Genomic DNA, 16,180 nt, shown 5'->3' on the forward strand with positions numbered 1-16,180 from the left:
GAGATTATGCCGACTTTTCAGTATAAGGTACGCTCGAACAATGGTCAGGTGATCACCTCTACCATCGAGGCAGAGTCCATTGACCAGGTGCGCAATGCACTCCGGCAACGTGGCTTCTTCATCGTAGACATCAAAGCACCTGCCACAGGTTTGAATCAGGACATCAAAATCCCTGGCCTCGACCGACCCGCAGGACTCAAAGAAGTGGCGATTTTTGCCCGTCAGATGGCCACCATGATTCAAGCCGGTGTACCGCTGATTCAGGCTCTGGTGATTTTGCAGAAACAATCTGAACACAAAGGCATGCAGGAAACCATTCGCAAAGTGCGTTCAGAAGTGGAAAGCGGTCTTTCTTTCTCTGAAGCCCTTGCCAAGTACCCCAAAGTGTTCAACCGACTTTTCCTCAACCTGGTCCGTTCAGGGGAGGTTTCAGGCAACTTGGAAGTGGTGCTGGATCGGGTCAGTGGTTTCTATGAGAAAGAACTCGAGTTGCGCGGCAAAATCAAAAATGCCTTGACCTATCCTGCCATCGTTCTGGTTTTTGCCATTGCGATCACTTACTTTTTGATGACCACCATCGTTCCCCAGTTTGCCAGCATCTTGGACCAACTGGGCGCCGAACAACCCGCCTTGACCAAAGCCCTTGTGGCCATCTCCAACTTCTTGCAACATCAAACTTGGCTGATGATTTTGATTGTTGCTGCTGTCACTTTTGCACTCAGGGCCTATTATCAGACCAAACAGGGCCGCTGGGTCATTGACGGCTTCAAACTGAAGGTGGCGGTTTTTGGTCCTCTCACCCAGAGGTCCACCATCGCTACCTTTTCCCGCACCTTTGGATTGCTGCTTTCCAGTGGGGTCAACATCATTGAGTCTCTGGACATCACCAAAGGCACCGCCAACAATGTCATTGTGGAGTCTGCCATTTCCAATGCGCAGCTCAGCGTGATGTCTGGGGATCCGATGTCCAATGCTCTGGCCACTTCTCCAGTCTTCCCTCCCATGGTGATTTCCATGATCAGCATCGGTGAAGAAGCAGGTGCTCTGGACCAGATGCTCAACAAAATTGCAGACTATTACGATCGGGAAGTGGAAGAAGCAATCAACTCCCTGACTGCAGCCATTGAGCCCATCATGATTGTGGTGCTGGGTGCCATCGTCGGATGCATTGTGGCAGGGATGTTCCTTCCCATGTTCTCCATCATCAACGCCCTCAGTCAGTGACTCTGTAGGCGGTAAGGGATAAATGTCAGTAGTAAGTTAGAAATGTCAGTAGCTATCCTAGGTAGTATAAACCATGAGGCCCCGAAAGGGGCTCTCATTTTTTTCTACTCCTCATAATTCGTCCCTGCTTCACGGGTATTTATGTATTAAGCATAATGCAATTAGCACTGAGCCTTCTGCTAACTAGAGCGTTTTTGTAGGCAGTAAGGGGTAAATGTCAGTAGCTATTCCACGCGTAGAAGGTGGTCACACTGATGCGATAGTGCTCACACGCAATTTTGCAGTGCTGCAACGATTTCTCAGAGGAAAGGGCAAAGTTCAAACGGCGTTCTTCCAATTGTTCACGGGTCCAGTGTAAAGGGTACCAGGACATGTTCAGAAAGTATGCAGAAGGCCTGGAGCTTTCTGTGACGGTTGTCCTTTACTGTGAAGTATGGCTGAGCGATTGCATCTCTACCGGATCAGCTCTCCCTCCTGGAATCCAGGTGATGCTTTGATGTTTTCACCTGGGTTGCCTCCAGAAAACCGAGAAAAGCTCTTGGCGCATCAGACAGCTCTGCTGGAAGCTGTTCACCTTGCTCTGGAAGACTATTTATAGCCAGAAGCGGGTTTAAGCAGCTCTGGTGAACCAGCGGACGATTGGTTCCCCAATCGAGCCAGGTTGACTGGAGCCTACTACATTTCTGAAATGGAATTTTTGTCTGCTGATGAAGCCCATTTTCCACTCAGTCAGGGTGTTGGCTCGCTTTCTGGAAACACCCTCAAGGCAGGGACAGGTGAATTTGGATTACCTGCGCTTGGAAGTGTGGCTCAATTACACGAAGGCCCCTATCACTTTTGAGGTGGGCCACATCGACTCTGCGGCCCTGTGAGGCAAAGCCGTCATGGGTTTCTCTCGGAATAAATGCAATGATCAATAATTTTAAAGGCTAGAGTAAGGTGCAGATCTGTTGTTGTTTTAGAGACAACAAATTTCAATCTATTATTGTGTAACATAGTTTTTATTCAGATTCTCAGGAAGTGTATATGCAAACTGCGGGCGCACGTACCAGATTCTCAACTGAGGAGAGCCAGTGTATAATTTCAGGATGGAAACAATAACTCATCCACTCACATTCCTTCATCTCTCAGATATTCACTTCAAAGCATACAGTGAGGGAGAGCATAATGATCTAGACAGTGATTTACGTCAGCAGTTATTAATTGATGCCGAAAACCTTCTAGATAAAATAGAAAATATCGATGGAGTTCTAATAAGTGGAGATATTGCTTTTTCTGGAAGCGAAAAAGAATATGAAATTGCATCAGATTGGCTAAAAAGACTATGTAACACCATAGGTTGCGAGGAAAGTAAGGTTTGGGTAGTACCAGGCAACCACGATATAAACCGCAGAGCAATACAAGACAGTCCAATGCTTCAAGATCTGCATAACAGCCTGAGATTAACGTGCAGAACCGATATCAAAAAGCTAGATGATAAGCTTAGAGGTTTCCTTAGAGATAGAAATGCGGAATTGCTATTGAGCCCTTTAAGAGAGTACAACTCGTTTGCCTTAAAATACGAGTGCATCACTACAGCCAACAAACTTTTTTGGGACAGCGAGGATTTCCAGTTAAACGCTGGATATCGATTGAGAATTAGAGGTGCAAATTCCGCTCTAATTTCTAGCCATCTTGACAATTCTGGTGACAACAAATTGATTGTTGGAGAAGTTCAAGCTATGATTCCCAATGAAGATGGGGTAATTTACATTTTTATGTGCCATCATCCATTCAATTGGATATATGAATGGGATAATATTGAAGATTTATTGATCAACCGCTCCGCAATTCAGATATATGGCCATAAACATGATCTTAGACTAGATTTGATCAACGGAAAAAGTGTTAGGTTAGCCTCCGGTGCTCTACATCCATCCAGGAACGAAGATAGTTATGATCCTAGGTACAATCTTATAAGAATTGATATTGAGTCTACAGAAAATCACCACAATCTACTGATCGAGGTCTGGGAGCGTCAATGGAATAAAAGGGACCGAAGTTTTCAGGCAGTTTACCAACACGCGAATGCGGGGAAAGAATATAGAAGCTTCAAGATTCCTCTTCAACCCTTACGCTCTAGGGCAAAAATTAAATCCGAGAAAGCTGCTACTCCTTTTATTGAGTTACCTCTTCAGGGTGAAGCAATTAGCGAGGAGGTGATTGAGGTGCAACCAAAGCGTGACTTGGTTTATCAGTTCATGTCACTATCCTATATAAATTTGATTTCTTTTGCTTTGGAACATAAACTTCTTCTTGATACAGATTCAAATTTACCAGAGATCGATCTAAAGCTAGAAATCTTTAATCGTGCCGAGAAAACTTTAGGATTATATAAGATATGGGAGGAATTAAGCAAACTCTCTCCTCATAATTTTGGAAACGATAACCCCTTCGAAAGGAAAAATTGAAATGCACAGACTCCTGACAACATGGCTCCAAAAGACAGAAATCACCCTAAGCAAAGAGATTGTGTCGTATAGAAGCGATTCTATCAGTGATGTTCTAAAGAATCTTACTAAAAATAAAATAATAGATCTAATAAAATTGGCATTTGGTTTTCCCTCAAATGAAGTAAGTTTTTCACCAAAACTTAGGGAGATTTTTCAGAGTCACGATATTACTTTCATCATGGAAGGCAATGATAAGGAGTTGCATATTTTAGCTGGTGCAACACTAGCAACTCTACTTGATGAAAAGAAAACTTCTATGGCTTCATTTGCTGCTGCAGCTATTCTATCGGCATCATTCAGGAGAAAGCGCAATGGACCAGTTATAGAACAACTTACGGATTATGCGGAGCAATATATAAGCGAACGCTCCAGAGAAGTACGCGAAATTGGTGAAATTCCTAAGATTGATGCCTACAGTATCAGTAAAGAATTAACAGCACTGCAGAAAGCAACATCCGTCAGTGATGCTTCAACTCTAGGCAATTTAGTTTCAGCAATTAATAAAATCAATAACGTGAGTCAGCACTTACCAAAAATTCTAGATCTTCACAAAGTTTTCAAAGAGGAAAGTAATATAATGTGGTGGATTATTAACAGAAGAATATACAGCATTGACAAAGAATTTCACAATCTTACAAAACAAGAGGCAGTTCTTTACCTACCGTTTGAGTTAGTAGAAATGGTAGATATTTATCCAAGCTCTCCAGCAGCATACTATATACTCCAGCAAATCTTGCTTAGTATTTTTCCCGGGGGCAATGAGCAAAATACTTCGATTTCCGCAGTAATTGCTTTCATAGATAAACAATGGAAAGAGGAGCTATTAGGAGACATAAAGCAATCCGATCTACTAGATGTATGTCCAGGTTTATATTCCATCACAAAAGCAGGCGATACTGGTAGTGAGTGGGTGAAAGCAGTTATAGAAAAAATTAGAATCACCCCCGATATTGAAATGCCCATCACCGAATTGTCCTATCAATTTTACTTGGAGTTTTTACTTCTTAGAATGGCTAAGTTATAATGGAAAGACTTGTATGCAAACAAAAAGATTGTACGTTTAACACACAAGGAATCTGCCTAGAAGGGTTAGCTATCACGGATTGTTCATTTATTGTTGAGGAAGACTTTGACGACACCAACGATACAGGTTTATCTATTGAAGAGTTGGAAAATTTATCCTTTGATACTGAAATTGTATATGATTTACATAAAGGTAGAGCATTCAGCTATGATGAAGTGAGAAATTTATTAAAAACAGAGGATTGCAAGATAATTGTATTTGCTGGAGATGCAGAAAGCGGCAAGACAACTCTAATGGCTTCCCTAAATGATGCCTTTCAGCATGGCAAATTTGAGAATTTTATCTTTGCAGGATCATTGACTCTCCCAGCCTTTGAAGAAAGGTGCTTTAATGCACGGATTTCTTCAAAAGGTGGAAAGCCTTCTACTCCACGCACTCGACTTACATCTACAGAAATATTCCTTCATCTAAAGATCAGAGACAAAGAAGTTTCTTATCCTCCAGTCTCTCTTCTATTGTGTGATTTGAGCGGAGAGCTATTCATAAACTCCATAAGCGATTTAGAACATGCAAAATCTCTTATGATTGTAGAAAAGGCTAATCATTTTTCTTTATTGCTAGATGGAGAGAAAATTATGGACAAAAGCCAAAGACACTTATTGCTAAGCGATACTAAAGATATTATTAGAGTATTTTTCCAAATTGGCTATTTAAAAAAGGAAACTCCGATTGAATTTATAATTACTAAATGGGATCTAATTCCAATAGATAAAGATCCTAAAATAGGAGAATATATTGAATTTCTATATAAAGACTTGATCGCTTGTATAAATGATTTTACAAGTAGCAGCAATATAACATTTGTTAAAACTGCCGCCAGGTCAATAGGGGTAAATGAAGTCGAAGACGGCTTTGGATTAGAAAATCTTATTTCTTTATGGAGCCGCAAGGAGCAATCTAAATCGGTTGAAAAGATAGAACCATATCACCCCAAAATTTCTGCTCTTAGAGGCTGGTTATCTTTTGGTGCTCGGAAAGTAAGGAGAGTACTTTGAAAAAAAGCAAAAAAATCGCGATCCTTGGCTTAGTAAATTCTGGCAAATCTACTTTTTTAGCTGCTTTATGGCATATCCTAAAAAACAATAAAACAAAGGCGAGTTTAGCAATAAGTGCTCTTCCCGAAAATAGCACATATTTAACGGAAATCTCAAGAAGCTGGCTACAGTTTAAGGAATTGTCAAGAACACCCACAAAAAGATGGTATGAAAATCCATTAACTTTAAAAGATAGAGCTAATGAAAAAGAGTATGATATATTAATCCCTGATCTCGCTGGAGAAACATTTTTTCATCAATGGTTTCATAGACAATGGCAAGGAAAATATAAAAGCCTTGTAGAAGAATCTAGTAATTATATATTGTTCATACATCCAAGCGTAGAAAAACCCGAACTTCTTTCTGTAGTCAGAAGAGCATATTCAAAAAGATTTAATGAGGAGCTGCCAGCAGAAGAGAGCCCAGAAGAACCTACAATCAAAGTATGGAATCCAGAAAAATCGCCAACGCAAGTCATTTTAGTCGAATTACTGCAGTTTATTATGCAATTCAAAAAATCTAAAATAAGGATCGCGATCGTAATTTCTGCCTGGGATTTAGTGAATAACGATCCATTATGCAAATTTAAGCTACCTACCAATTGGCTAAATGGAAATCTACCATTACTATACCAATATTTAACTGCTAATCCAGAGTATTTTTGTTTTAAAACCTTTGGAATTAGTGCACAGGGAGGAGATTTGCAAACGCAAAAAGCGCAACTTCTTGAACATGAGAATGCATCTGAAAGAATAATAGTGGCTTCGGATACCGACACTAGCAATGATATTACTGAGCCTATAAAATGGCTTATGGAGGAAATTTGACTTTCGATCTTAGACAACCGATTAAAATTCATCAGACTCTGCACGGGTATAGTGCAGGCCACAAATTACTTGCCTCCTCTTTAGATCTTCCAGAGTTTACCAAGATACAAATGCTATCAATGAGTGACTATAACCCAAGCGCCAATAAATCATTACATCGTTCAATATTAACTGGCTATCCCCTAAAAGGAGTCGCTGCATATGCTTTAGCAAAAACTTGGCCAGACCACAGACAAAAAAGACCTGGCTGCGTCTGGACACACACATTAATTATTGGCTTTACTGAGATTGCCAGAATCACTAGTGGCTTATCTCTTCTCCCATTTTTTGTTCCACCTTCTGAAAATAGCACCATGAAGCACGTTGAAGCTCCAATCTTGCTATTTCAAAATACCCCCTACTACAAAGCATTTGATCAAGAAAAGGAAAGCACGATGATTTATGCTGATTTAATAAGATCATATTGCAATACAAAAAGTGATAGTTTTATTTATGAAAATCATGAAAATTTAGATAGTAGTTTACTGGAAGAGCTAGCTTTAAAGTTCTGGAGCCAATTGTGGCCTCGAAGTCGTCGATCTCTTACATTTCGAGCTGGATCGTTTTTGATAGAAGAAGATAATAGACATTTTGATTTAATGTTACCTGAACAGGTACATAACAACCATCTGTTTAATATATCAATGAAGACTGCTGAGTCGAATGACGAAATTCAATGGTCAACCTATGCTTCTCTAGATACTCTTAAACCTCAACCCTCAAACCTTAGTCTATTTTTAAGAAGATATAGTCTTGACGTCTATGATGAAAAGAAAGCCCTGAAAGAGCTAGTTAAAATATTTCAATATATTCATGATTCACCTCATGTGTCACTTGAAAGTGTATTAAAGTATTTAAGTGTGATATTCGAAGACAAAAATGAAGGAACGAAGCTTAAAGAGGATTTAATTAATGGTGGGAATCATAAAAACATTTTTGGATTTTCAGATTTTACTATCTTAAACGCTTTACTTAGTATAAATGACATATCATTTATACAAATTGATTTGACTGATATTAGACATAGAGCAGAAAAAATATGGTCTACACACAAAAATTCCTCTATTGAACTAATAAATATCGCAATGTCCCTCAGGGACAACCCACTTGGGATTGAAATTATAACTGGGATATCTATGGCCATCTCCGATAAAGATATACCCTTTTTCTCGAATTTACCAAAAAATTTACAGACGCTATTGCTGCAACATAACCCACGTTTAACTGAATTTCCCATGTTATGGCAATCAACCCAGCTCGAAAATTCTGAAATCTTTGATATAGTAGAAGAATACTATTCAACGATGCCAACTGATGTTCAAAAACTGTTTGTCAACTCCATTTTAACTGCAGATGCCGTAAATTTAATTAATGATATCTATAGATTATTTGGAGGACTAATAATTATTTGGTTATTAGACTGGTATTCAATTAATAAGAGTAACAATATTTTATTTGTAGAAAAGTTAAAGCAATTATCAATATTACACCCCGAGAGAATAATCGAGTGGCTACACGGATCACAGGTAATCAACTATGATATTTTATACTTAGTATCAAAATCAATTGATCCAGCGAATAGTGAATTTGATAAAGTACCCGACTTAGTCTGGGAAGATATGTATGACCATATTTCAATTAACTTAAATCCTTCAGAAACTACTTTAAGATTTGCAGCTCTAATATTTTCTTTAGCTATAAAAAGAAAACAGATGCGTGACTTTAAATATATTCAACGCACTATGCCGATTCTTCATAAAATGGCGGAAAACGATAATCTGCCATTTGAAATATGGAGACTTATCAGAGATTGGTTGCCTTCTCTTGGTTATCACGAATGGGATAAATGTGAGAAAATTCGTAGAGCAGTTGCCTTGTTCTGCAATGATGCTGATGTAAAAATCAATGACATACTTAATCTGGAGATAGGTGATAAAAATTTACGATTAATGATAAAATATGGAGAGAATGAAAAGTCCACGAGGAAATATTTCAAAAGACTAATAGAATTTATTAAGAACACCGAAACTGTTGACAAAATACGCAAAAAGAACTTAATACCATAGACTACCTGAGGTGTGAGTGAAATAATACTGTTGAATCTATCTTCAAAAAGAATCGAGTAGAGGCGTTCAATTGTCTTTAACTGATTTGTTTCACCTATGCGATCCTGTGCAGTTCAATCACCGAAAGCTCATGTGAGACAATGAAAATAGGCGGAGTGTCTAGATCCGCCTATGAACTATTATGCACGTTGTTGGCCCTCTTGCCAAACCAAAACCAGAGAAAACTGTTCCAGATTCAGCTTCGGGGCTTCCTCAGAGGGAATAAACAAGTCCGTCCCAGGCACGCTACGCTGAGTAGCCCCGCTGCAGCCAGTCGGTTCTACAACCATGCCCAGTGGAACACCCGGGCCTTGATGAAAGCCGTCCAGCAAAACATTCTGCAGCAACTCTTCAAAGCCTACAGTCGCAAAAAAGGCCGGAAGCCCAGCCTGGATGTGGTGGTGGATCTGACCACGCTGAGAAAAGAAGGCCAATTTAAAGGGCTACCCGTCTCTTGCTTGAATGGCAAGTATGGCTTGCACCTGGTGGTGGTCTACTTACTGATCGGCAACGCTAGATTTCCTTGGTCTTTTGCCATCTGGAAAGGCAAAGGGATGGCCAGTGAAAGCAAGCTAGCGGTGGCCATGATCAAGTCTCTGTGCCGTCGACTTCAGGGCCGCTTTCAGATCAAAGTAATGGCTGACAGTGGTTTTGACAACCAGTATTTCCTGCGTCCCCTGTCACAACTGGGTTTGACCGTACTGGTGGCCACCAAAGGGGACCGTAAAGTGGGCGAAAAGAAGGTCAAGGAGCTGTTCTACAACGGGAGTTGGGTCAAGCTGAACACCCCAGAATTGCAGGTGACCGTGGCGTGGTTCGAGCGGCGTTATCCCACGGGAAAAACCGAAAGGCGCTATGTGCTGTGCAATCAGCCCGTGTCGGCCAGGACGCTGATTCAGTGGGGTCGTCGGAGGTGGGCCATTGAAACGTTCTTCAAAACGGCCAAAGGCCGCTTTGGACTGGATCAGTTTGGCCAACGGACCTTGCGGGGTCTGATTCGCTTCTTGTTTTTGTCTTTGCTGGCCTGGATCCTCAGTTTTCTGGTGTCTGAGCAGCCAGAACAGCTGGAGGACTGGGGTGACCGGGCAGTACGGGTGACCAGAGTGCTGTTGCACTGGGTGCTGGTCGCAGAGTTCCTGATGCTGCAAGACCAGCTATTTTCGCCCTCCAGGTTGTATGTTCTTTCAGTCGCTGGATAAGTGGAACAAATCAGTTAACCACCTCTACTCGAATTTCCAGCACAGATCTTACCATAATTTCCAATTCACTAAACTGCAAGCCAAATTGAAATAGCAGTATAATTACTGAGATTAATTTTCTCATCTTCCTGTAGACTAAAAGAGAAGTTAGGCGATCTATAGTCCATACCCTGCGAAGCCCAGAACTCGGCTTACTATATATTTGTCTAAAATAATCCTAATTCTTTAACAAAATTCTATTAGTAAGCCTGGAATCACTTATGAAAATAGGGGACATGAATCTAAAAAGCAACTACATCGATAAAGCTGTGACAAATGGGCCATTCTTCTCACTTATTTAACCTTGCACAAACTTTATTCCAGTAGCGCAAATGCTCCCACTGGACTATCTTAAATTCGCTCGGTGAATCATGGGCGATATTTTATCATCTTGGATAGCACTCTTAAACATATAAATTGTGAACATAATTCATCTTTTTGTTTCATTTTATAAATTCATTGTCTGGGAATGCATATCTTTGTCAAAATGTCGATCTTGTATTCCAAGTCCGTGCGCCTTTGTTTTAACAGGCGTAAATGCTGATACAATATTGCATCTACAAATGATTCGTTTGGATTATCAATTATCATTTTTATTTTTTCTATAGGTATTTCCAGATATCTCAATTCGATGATTAATCTAATAATAAAAATATCATTTTCGTCGAAAATTCGATACTTGTTTGCAGCAGAAACCTTAGGTTCGACTAAACCTACTTCAATATAATATCGAATTTTGCTTTTGCTAGTCTCAAGTTGAGCAGCAACCTGGCTGATGGTGTATTTCTGTTCTTGTGTCATGTGTAGCTTTGGTGCCTCCGATCACAGGTTCCACCATGAGACCACTGCACAGTCAAGAGCTGGGTAAAGAAGAAAAACAAAAAAGTCGTCCTGCACATGACAAACAACACGCCTATGAAGGCGTTCAATTTGCACCCCAGGCCCGAAATCATACTGGGGTGCAGCACGACGACTTTCTGACCATCGTTCGGAGGCGGATCAAGCGCCTCCGCCTGGAGCGCCAGCTCCGACAGGAAGACATGGCTGAAAAACTCAACTGGAACCTCCGGTACTACCAACGGTTCGAAAGTCAAAATGCTGGAGAATCTTTCAACCCTAAAATTCGCATGTTCCTGCAGGTGGCAGAGGCTCTGGGAATCACCATTGACACTCTCTTCGCTGTCTCAGAGGAAAATTCTCCTGAGGTTGAATCCACCCCTCAGAGAGTCTCCAAGAAGCTTTCCCGTCGAAAGTCTCCCGATGGTCATCATTAAGCTCCAGGCCATTGGCAGCAGGACGAGCAACACTGTAGAATTTTCATAGGGAGAAATCTTTCATGATACCTCGGCCTTTTGTGGCCGCTTTTGCAGCTGATCTTTACTGGATCAGTTGCTAACAACTACCTCAGTAGTTGCTCAGCAGTAAACAGAAAACCCTAGGAGAGACTCCACAAGCTCTCCATATGTTTTTGCTGTCCTGCTGCTTTGATGGTATACAGACCAGGCAACAACCAAACTGCAATTGTTCTGCAGAAAACCTCTGGCCTTGGCTTCCAGCCAAGGCCTATCTGTTTCGGGTCATGAAAGGTGAAAACCATGGAACAGGAGATTCCCCCAGAAAATTTTGTTCTCAGCTACCTCAGTTCAGAATCACTCCAAATAGAAACAATCACAGCCTTTGATCTGGCAGATCTCAGCACTGCCAGGATGAAACCGGTGCGCATACCAAGAAACTTCAGAGGCCAAAAACATAAATTAGGATATTATTGGTTTTCGAAGTCTCGAATTCACATAAAATATGAAAGCCGACTAGAGTTGTTTGCTTATCAGTTATTAGATTTTGACCCTAATGTCAGAAAAATCTTACCACAACCCTTGGTAATTAATTTCTTTGACGGTGATCGCGAATACCACCATATACCAGATATTCTTTGTGAGCGTAAAGATTTACCTAATTTGCTTATCGATGTAAAGCCCAAAAAATTCGTCACCACAGAAAGAAATCAAATAGCATTCAAGTTCACCGAAATGACCTGTTCTTATGCTGGATGGGATTATGAAGTCTGGAGTGAACCTCGACGAAGTCTCTATTACAATCTCCGACTCCTAGCCAGTTACCGACGCCCGCCCATTTATTGTGATCTGATCACACCTAAATTGGTCAGCCACTGCCAAGAACAAGCAAGATCGATTGAGGACTTGATCGGCGCCTTTGACAAACCATACTTTGCTCGGCCAGTTTTGTTTCATCTACTCTGGAAACAAATATTAACTATAAACCTACAAGACCCCATCCAGGACACCAGCATTGTTTCTTACAGTAGGCACGATCTTCATGGATAGTCCCAACAAAGCGAAACTTGGAATTTATACCTTGGTCAGATTCGAAGGCCAATACTATCGGGTTGATCAAATTGGTGGCAGGCATATTACCTTGAGGTCTGCAGATGAGCCGCTTCTTCCGTCAAAGCTTGTGCAACTACAGACCCTACTTTCAGCAGAAGATTTTGAGGTCTGTGACTTTGTTAATCTGTTAAGCGATGGTTCCATATATGAAGCAATTTTAGACAGCATTCCAATAGACGTTCTGAGGGAAGCTCAGGAACTGAGAGATCACATTCGGGAGGCTGTTACAGGCTTTAAATCTGGCGAGGCCAGTACTGCTGAAAAAGTTGAACCGCAGCCACAGTATGATCCGAAATTCTGTTCACTCGAAAGTCGAATCGAAAGTAAATCAAAGGAACTAAAACTTAATGGACGTCAATTATGGAGGCTGTATCGTAGTTTTAGAGACAAGGGTCTGTATGGCTTGGTAGATCATCGCAGGTTACGCACTGAAGAACAAGCAGAACATATCAATCCGATTCTCGTTAGCGCAATTAGGGAAGTCGTCAGACTCAATGCAGGCAAATCCACCAGATCATTAAGCGTACTCAAAAAGGAAGTAAAAGCGCATTTGATAAAAATAGGCGAAGATCCAGAGGAACATATGCGATCACGACCTGTATTTAACCGAATTGCCAGAAAAATACTGAAAGGGACTGGATACCTAGACTCAGCCCGCATTCATCGTAATCACTTAGCCCATCCAAAAAAAGTCTACACTTCGTTTAGAGCGATCAGACCTGGTGAATTCGTCTTGATTGATGCCTCACGCTTTGATGTAATGGCTTTTGACAGTACCGGGAAAAAAATCAGGTATCGTTTGCTCCTTGCATTGGATCTGTTCAGCAGAGCAATAGTTGCCTGGAGATTTCTCGAGTACGAACCCAAAGGCGTGGATGCAACTTTACTGCTATATGATGTGCTACATCCGTTGTCAATGGATGAGCATTGGCCTAAAGAATGCATATATCCTTATGTAGGTATTCCTGAGACTGTGATTGTTGATCTCTTTGACGCAGACCCAGAACTCAGACTTTCCAGCATACCACCTCTCACTCCAGATACAGTTGTTATAGACAATGGAAAAATCTTTCTAAGCAGCCAATTTCGAGATGCCTGCGAGTCACTGACCATCAGTATACATTTGTCAACACCCTACAATCCTATCGATAAGTCACAGATCGAAAGAGCATTCAGAACCGCTACCGAACAATTGTTCTCGTTCATGCCAGGCTACCTGGGCAACTCAACAGAGAGCAGAGGAAAAGAAGCAGATGAAGATGCTTACTATTTTATTTTTGAGGTAGATAGACTGTTTGGAGAATGGGCCAACTTATACAACCAGACCCCACACACTGGCCTACACCATCCAATGGTCCCTAAAGTATTTCATACACCAGTTGAAATGTTCGATATTGGAGTTCAGTCAACAGGATACTATCATGTTCCAGTAAGCAAAAATATAATATTTTCCCTCCTGAGAACTGTCTGGAGGCGCATCAATCATTACGGCGTAGAAATAAATGGCATAATTTATAATCATCCAGATTTGATCAAATACCACAATCAGGATTCTGCAATTGAAAACCGAAAAGGCAAATGGCCTTTTAAAGTGGATGATAGGCTTTTATCACATATATATTTTTTTGATAAGGAGAGCAAAAAATGGATCACACTGCAACGCCAATTTAGCGATCATGCCCATCTACCGTTTAATAGTTTCCATTTGAATCAAGTACGAAAACATTTAATATCCGACAGAAGTACTATCGAAAAAGCAAAAGAAACTTCAATAGCTTTGGATCGCCTACTCACCCATATAATCGCTGTTGATAAAAAATCTATTAGAAATCGTCAAGAAAATATGAAATCAGAAAATTCAGCAAGACACATGAGGCAAGCAGAGACAGATTATGATAATCATTTTTTAGAATCCAAAAGAGAAAGTAGATTAAAAAAGGAGAAAGCTTCACTCAGTGAAATAATTTCCAATAATACGGAAGAAATAACAGCTTTTGATTTATCAGATGACTACATAGAAGATATAGATAGTCAACTGGGAGGCGACTTATGACTCGAAGCAAGGGAGGCAAATTCATGGGAAAAGCCGAAGCACTCAAAGAACATCAAAGGTCGAAATTATCGCAGCGCGAAAAGCATACTCGATTTCACCCCACTGAACACATCATAGAGCTGGAAGGCCTTGATGATAGTCCAGAAGTTTACCACAGGATTGAGGATTGGCGAACATATGTTTACAAATCATCTTCCAAGAAACCCAATTTGCCCACTCTAAATGAATATAGAGACTGGGGTCCAGAAAAAAGGAGAGCCTACGATGAATCCAGGCTTGATTATCATGCCAGATGCAGCCCTATCATCACAGAGACAATGATATCCATCCACCGCAGCCTTCTTGCCCAGATAGATTTGAATATTCGCGGTGGATCGGGGGCACGGCAGGGTGGGGTGATTGATGGCCTCCCTACTTTGGGTAAGACCACCATCCTTATAGAGCTCGGAAAACGATTTGAAAAAGATTTTCGCAAACGCTATCCACTTAAGAATCCGGATCAGGCTGATCTACTGATGCCAGTTGTTTACATAACGCTAAAAAAGAAAACGACTCCCAAAACATTAGATGAGGCAATCGCAAACTTTTATGGTATTCCACTACCAAGAAATTTAAGAAACATAACTCACAACGAGTTAACCAATGCCATTGAAAGGTTTGCCAGAACACATCGCACTTACTTATTCTTGATTGATGATATACACATGCTAGGAAAAAAAGGTAGAGACGCAGATGTAAATGACCACTTGAAATCTTTGATGAGTTTAATACCAGCAACCTTTGTTTTTGCAGGAATTGACTGCAAAAAGAGTGCATTATTCTCTGATGAAATCAACAACAGAAAAAATCCCAAATGGGTGGTCGACTTGTCACTCATAGCGTAGAACCACTCTTGTCAACAGATGTAAATTGGCTCAAATTGATCAAAACATTCGAAGATCATTTTGTGCTGTTTCATCATGTTTCTGGATCACTGATCACCCCTGAAGTTAGCAAATATTTACATCAAAGAACTGGTGGTGCGATAGGACCTCTAAGTCAGTTACTAAGAGCTGCTGCGAATGAGGCAATTCGTAATCGATATGAACTTATTGACATCAGTCTGCTCGATAAAATCAAATCCAGCCACAACTCGGCTTCTCTCATTGACATGGAGGACGAACCATGACCTTACGACCCAGGCAACTACCCAAAACCAGAATTGACCCCGAGCCCAATGAATCTTTCGCAAGTTATGTAGACAGGCTGGCAGCAACTCTACCTGTACGGCTGCCAGTGATTACGGTTCTTTTCAGAACTGGAGTGACTGAGACTGAAGAAGTAAAGTCAATCGGTCATGCTTATGGCATTATGAAATTGCAACACCTTTGTTGACATGTAGTTCAGCCACACTGCTGCTCCTCAAATTCCACCGGGGAGCAGAACCCCAGGGACGAATGCAGGCGACGACGGTTATACCAGCCTTCTACCCAAGAAAAGACAGTCCTACACGTCTCTTCTCTGTTGCCAATGGATCGGTGCAAAGCCAACTCTAACTTCAGGGTAGCGAAGAAACTTTCCACCACCGCATTGTCCCAACAATTCCCCTTCCGACTCATGCTGCACGTGGCCTGGAGGCTCTGTAGCGCCTGTTGATAGGCCTCACAGGTGTACTGGACGCCTCGATCGCTGTGATGCAG

15 protein-coding genes are annotated in these 16,180 nt (G+C 41.1%); 12 read left to right on the top strand and 3 right to left on the bottom strand.

Annotation, left to right across the window (positions count from 1 at the left end; all coding sequences use genetic code 11):
• Nucleotides 1-6 precede the first annotated feature (6 nt).
• Nucleotides 7-1,224, top strand: coding sequence for a type IV pilus assembly protein PilC (gene pilC, locus Q371_RS15220; RefSeq protein ID WP_034341891.1), 1,218 nt, complete (start codon nucleotides 7-9; stop codon nucleotides 1,222-1,224).
• Between the two features lie 217 nt (nucleotides 1,225-1,441).
• Here pilC and Q371_RS27090 read toward each other — a convergent pair whose 3' ends face one another.
• Complete coding sequence (locus tag Q371_RS27090; protein WP_157442734.1) at nucleotides 1,442-1,597, bottom strand: hypothetical protein; 156 nt, start codon at nucleotides 1,595-1,597, stop codon at nucleotides 1,442-1,444.
• 315 nt (nucleotides 1,598-1,912) lie between these two features.
• Here Q371_RS27090 and Q371_RS27095 point away from each other — a divergent pair, with 315 nt between their 5' ends.
• The 7 genes from Q371_RS27095 to Q371_RS15250 all read left to right on the top strand — a co-directional run bounded on the left by Q371_RS27095 (nucleotide 1,913) and on the right by Q371_RS15250 (nucleotide 10,004).
• On the top strand, nucleotides 1,913-2,065 hold the full coding sequence (locus Q371_RS27095; protein ID WP_157442735.1) for a hypothetical protein: 153 nt from the start codon (nucleotides 1,913-1,915) through the stop codon (nucleotides 2,063-2,065).
• Nucleotides 2,066-2,312: 247 nt separating this feature from the next.
• On the top strand, nucleotides 2,313-3,674 hold the full coding sequence (locus Q371_RS15225) for a metallophosphoesterase family protein (RefSeq protein ID WP_157442736.1): 1,362 nt from the start codon (nucleotides 2,313-2,315) through the stop codon (nucleotides 3,672-3,674).
• A 1-nt stretch (nucleotide 3,675) separates the two neighbouring features.
• On the top strand, nucleotides 3,676-4,740 hold the full coding sequence (locus tag Q371_RS15230; RefSeq protein WP_034341893.1) for a GTPase-associated system all-helical protein GASH: 1,065 nt from the start codon (nucleotides 3,676-3,678) through the stop codon (nucleotides 4,738-4,740).
• Nucleotides 4,740-5,795 carry a TRAFAC clade GTPase domain-containing protein gene (locus tag Q371_RS15235; RefSeq protein ID WP_034341894.1) on the top strand — a complete coding sequence of 352 codons (1,056 nt, stop codon included), beginning with the start codon at nucleotides 4,740-4,742 and terminating at the stop codon, nucleotides 5,793-5,795. Before Q371_RS15230 ends, Q371_RS15235 begins: the two co-directional genes overlap by 1 nt.
• Nucleotides 5,792-6,661 (top strand): TRAFAC clade GTPase domain-containing protein, encoded by an 870-nt coding sequence (locus Q371_RS15240; protein ID WP_034341895.1) that lies wholly within the window; start codon nucleotides 5,792-5,794, stop codon nucleotides 6,659-6,661. The genes Q371_RS15235 and Q371_RS15240 overlap by 4 nt, the downstream gene beginning before the upstream one ends.
• Nucleotides 6,658-8,766: a GAP1-N1 domain-containing protein gene (locus tag Q371_RS15245; protein WP_157442737.1), complete on the top strand. Its 2,109-nt coding sequence runs from the start codon at nucleotides 6,658-6,660 to the stop codon at nucleotides 8,764-8,766. The genes Q371_RS15240 and Q371_RS15245 overlap by 4 nt, the downstream gene beginning before the upstream one ends.
• A 353-nt stretch (nucleotides 8,767-9,119) precedes the next feature.
• Entirely contained in the window at nucleotides 9,120-10,004 is an 885-nt protein-coding gene (locus tag Q371_RS15250; RefSeq protein ID WP_051964525.1) for a transposase, read from the top strand.
• A 495-nt stretch (nucleotides 10,005-10,499) separates the two neighbouring features.
• Here Q371_RS15250 and Q371_RS15255 read toward each other — a convergent pair whose 3' ends face one another.
• Complete coding sequence (locus Q371_RS15255) at nucleotides 10,500-10,844, bottom strand: MerR family transcriptional regulator (protein WP_034341897.1); 345 nt, start codon at nucleotides 10,842-10,844, stop codon at nucleotides 10,500-10,502.
• Nucleotides 10,845-10,879: 35 nt separating this feature from the next.
• Here Q371_RS15255 and Q371_RS15260 point away from each other — a divergent pair, with 35 nt between their 5' ends.
• From Q371_RS15260 to Q371_RS15275, 4 genes are all read left to right on the top strand, one after another.
• Nucleotides 10,880-11,317, top strand: coding sequence for a helix-turn-helix domain-containing protein (locus tag Q371_RS15260; RefSeq protein ID WP_034341898.1), 438 nt, complete (start codon nucleotides 10,880-10,882; stop codon nucleotides 11,315-11,317).
• 321 nt (nucleotides 11,318-11,638) lie between these two features.
• On the top strand, nucleotides 11,639-12,385 hold the full coding sequence (locus Q371_RS15265) for a TnsA-like heteromeric transposase endonuclease subunit (RefSeq protein ID WP_051964527.1): 747 nt from the start codon (nucleotides 11,639-11,641) through the stop codon (nucleotides 12,383-12,385).
• Entirely contained in the window at nucleotides 12,378-14,501 is a 2,124-nt protein-coding gene (locus Q371_RS15270) for a Mu transposase C-terminal domain-containing protein (protein WP_034341899.1), read from the top strand. The genes Q371_RS15265 and Q371_RS15270 overlap by 8 nt, the downstream gene beginning before the upstream one ends.
• Before the next feature lie 23 nt (nucleotides 14,502-14,524).
• Nucleotides 14,525-15,385 (top strand): AAA family ATPase, encoded by an 861-nt coding sequence (locus tag Q371_RS15275; protein ID WP_169743866.1) that lies wholly within the window; start codon nucleotides 14,525-14,527, stop codon nucleotides 15,383-15,385.
• A gap of 498 nt (nucleotides 15,386-15,883) precedes the next feature.
• Here the strand turns inward: Q371_RS15275 and Q371_RS26500 are convergent, their stop codons facing one another.
• A complete protein-coding gene (locus tag Q371_RS26500; RefSeq protein ID WP_425388044.1) occupies nucleotides 15,884-16,099 on the bottom strand; it encodes an integrase core domain-containing protein in 216 nt (71 codons plus the stop codon).
• Between the last annotated feature and the right edge of the window lie 81 nt (nucleotides 16,100-16,180).

This window comes from Deinococcus misasensis DSM 22328 (genome assembly GCF_000745915.1).
Taxonomy (GTDB): Bacteria; Deinococcota; Deinococci; order Deinococcales; family Deinococcaceae; genus Deinococcus_C; species Deinococcus_C misasensis.

Excerpts from the sequence above, each read along its gene's own strand:
- pilC (WP_034341891.1), top strand. The coding sequence starts at position 7 with ATGCCGACTTTTCAGTATAAGGTACGCTCGAACAATGGTCAGGTGATC.
- Q371_RS27090 (WP_157442734.1), bottom strand. The coding sequence starts at position 1,597 with ATGTCCTGGTACCCTTTACACTGGACCCGTGAACAATTGGAAGAACGC.
- Q371_RS27095 (WP_157442735.1), top strand. The coding sequence starts at position 1,913 with ATGGAATTTTTGTCTGCTGATGAAGCCCATTTTCCACTCAGTCAGGGT.
- Q371_RS15225 (WP_157442736.1), top strand. The coding sequence starts at position 2,313 with ATGGAAACAATAACTCATCCACTCACATTCCTTCATCTCTCAGATATT.
- Q371_RS15230 (WP_034341893.1), top strand. The coding sequence starts at position 3,676 with ATGCACAGACTCCTGACAACATGGCTCCAAAAGACAGAAATCACCCTA.
- Q371_RS15235 (WP_034341894.1), top strand. The coding sequence starts at position 4,740 with ATGGAAAGACTTGTATGCAAACAAAAAGATTGTACGTTTAACACACAA.
- Q371_RS15250 (WP_051964525.1), top strand. The coding sequence starts at position 9,120 with ATGAAAGCCGTCCAGCAAAACATTCTGCAGCAACTCTTCAAAGCCTAC.
- Q371_RS15255 (WP_034341897.1), bottom strand. The coding sequence starts at position 10,844 with ATGACACAAGAACAGAAATACACCATCAGCCAGGTTGCTGCTCAACTT.
- Q371_RS15260 (WP_034341898.1), top strand. The coding sequence starts at position 10,880 with ATGAGACCACTGCACAGTCAAGAGCTGGGTAAAGAAGAAAAACAAAAA.
- Q371_RS15265 (WP_051964527.1), top strand. The coding sequence starts at position 11,639 with ATGGAACAGGAGATTCCCCCAGAAAATTTTGTTCTCAGCTACCTCAGT.
- Q371_RS15270 (WP_034341899.1), top strand. The coding sequence starts at position 12,378 with ATGGATAGTCCCAACAAAGCGAAACTTGGAATTTATACCTTGGTCAGA.
- Q371_RS15275 (WP_169743866.1), top strand. The coding sequence starts at position 14,525 with ATGGGAAAAGCCGAAGCACTCAAAGAACATCAAAGGTCGAAATTATCG.
- Q371_RS26500 (WP_425388044.1), bottom strand. The coding sequence starts at position 16,099 with ATGAGTCGGAAGGGGAATTGTTGGGACAATGCGGTGGTGGAAAGTTTC.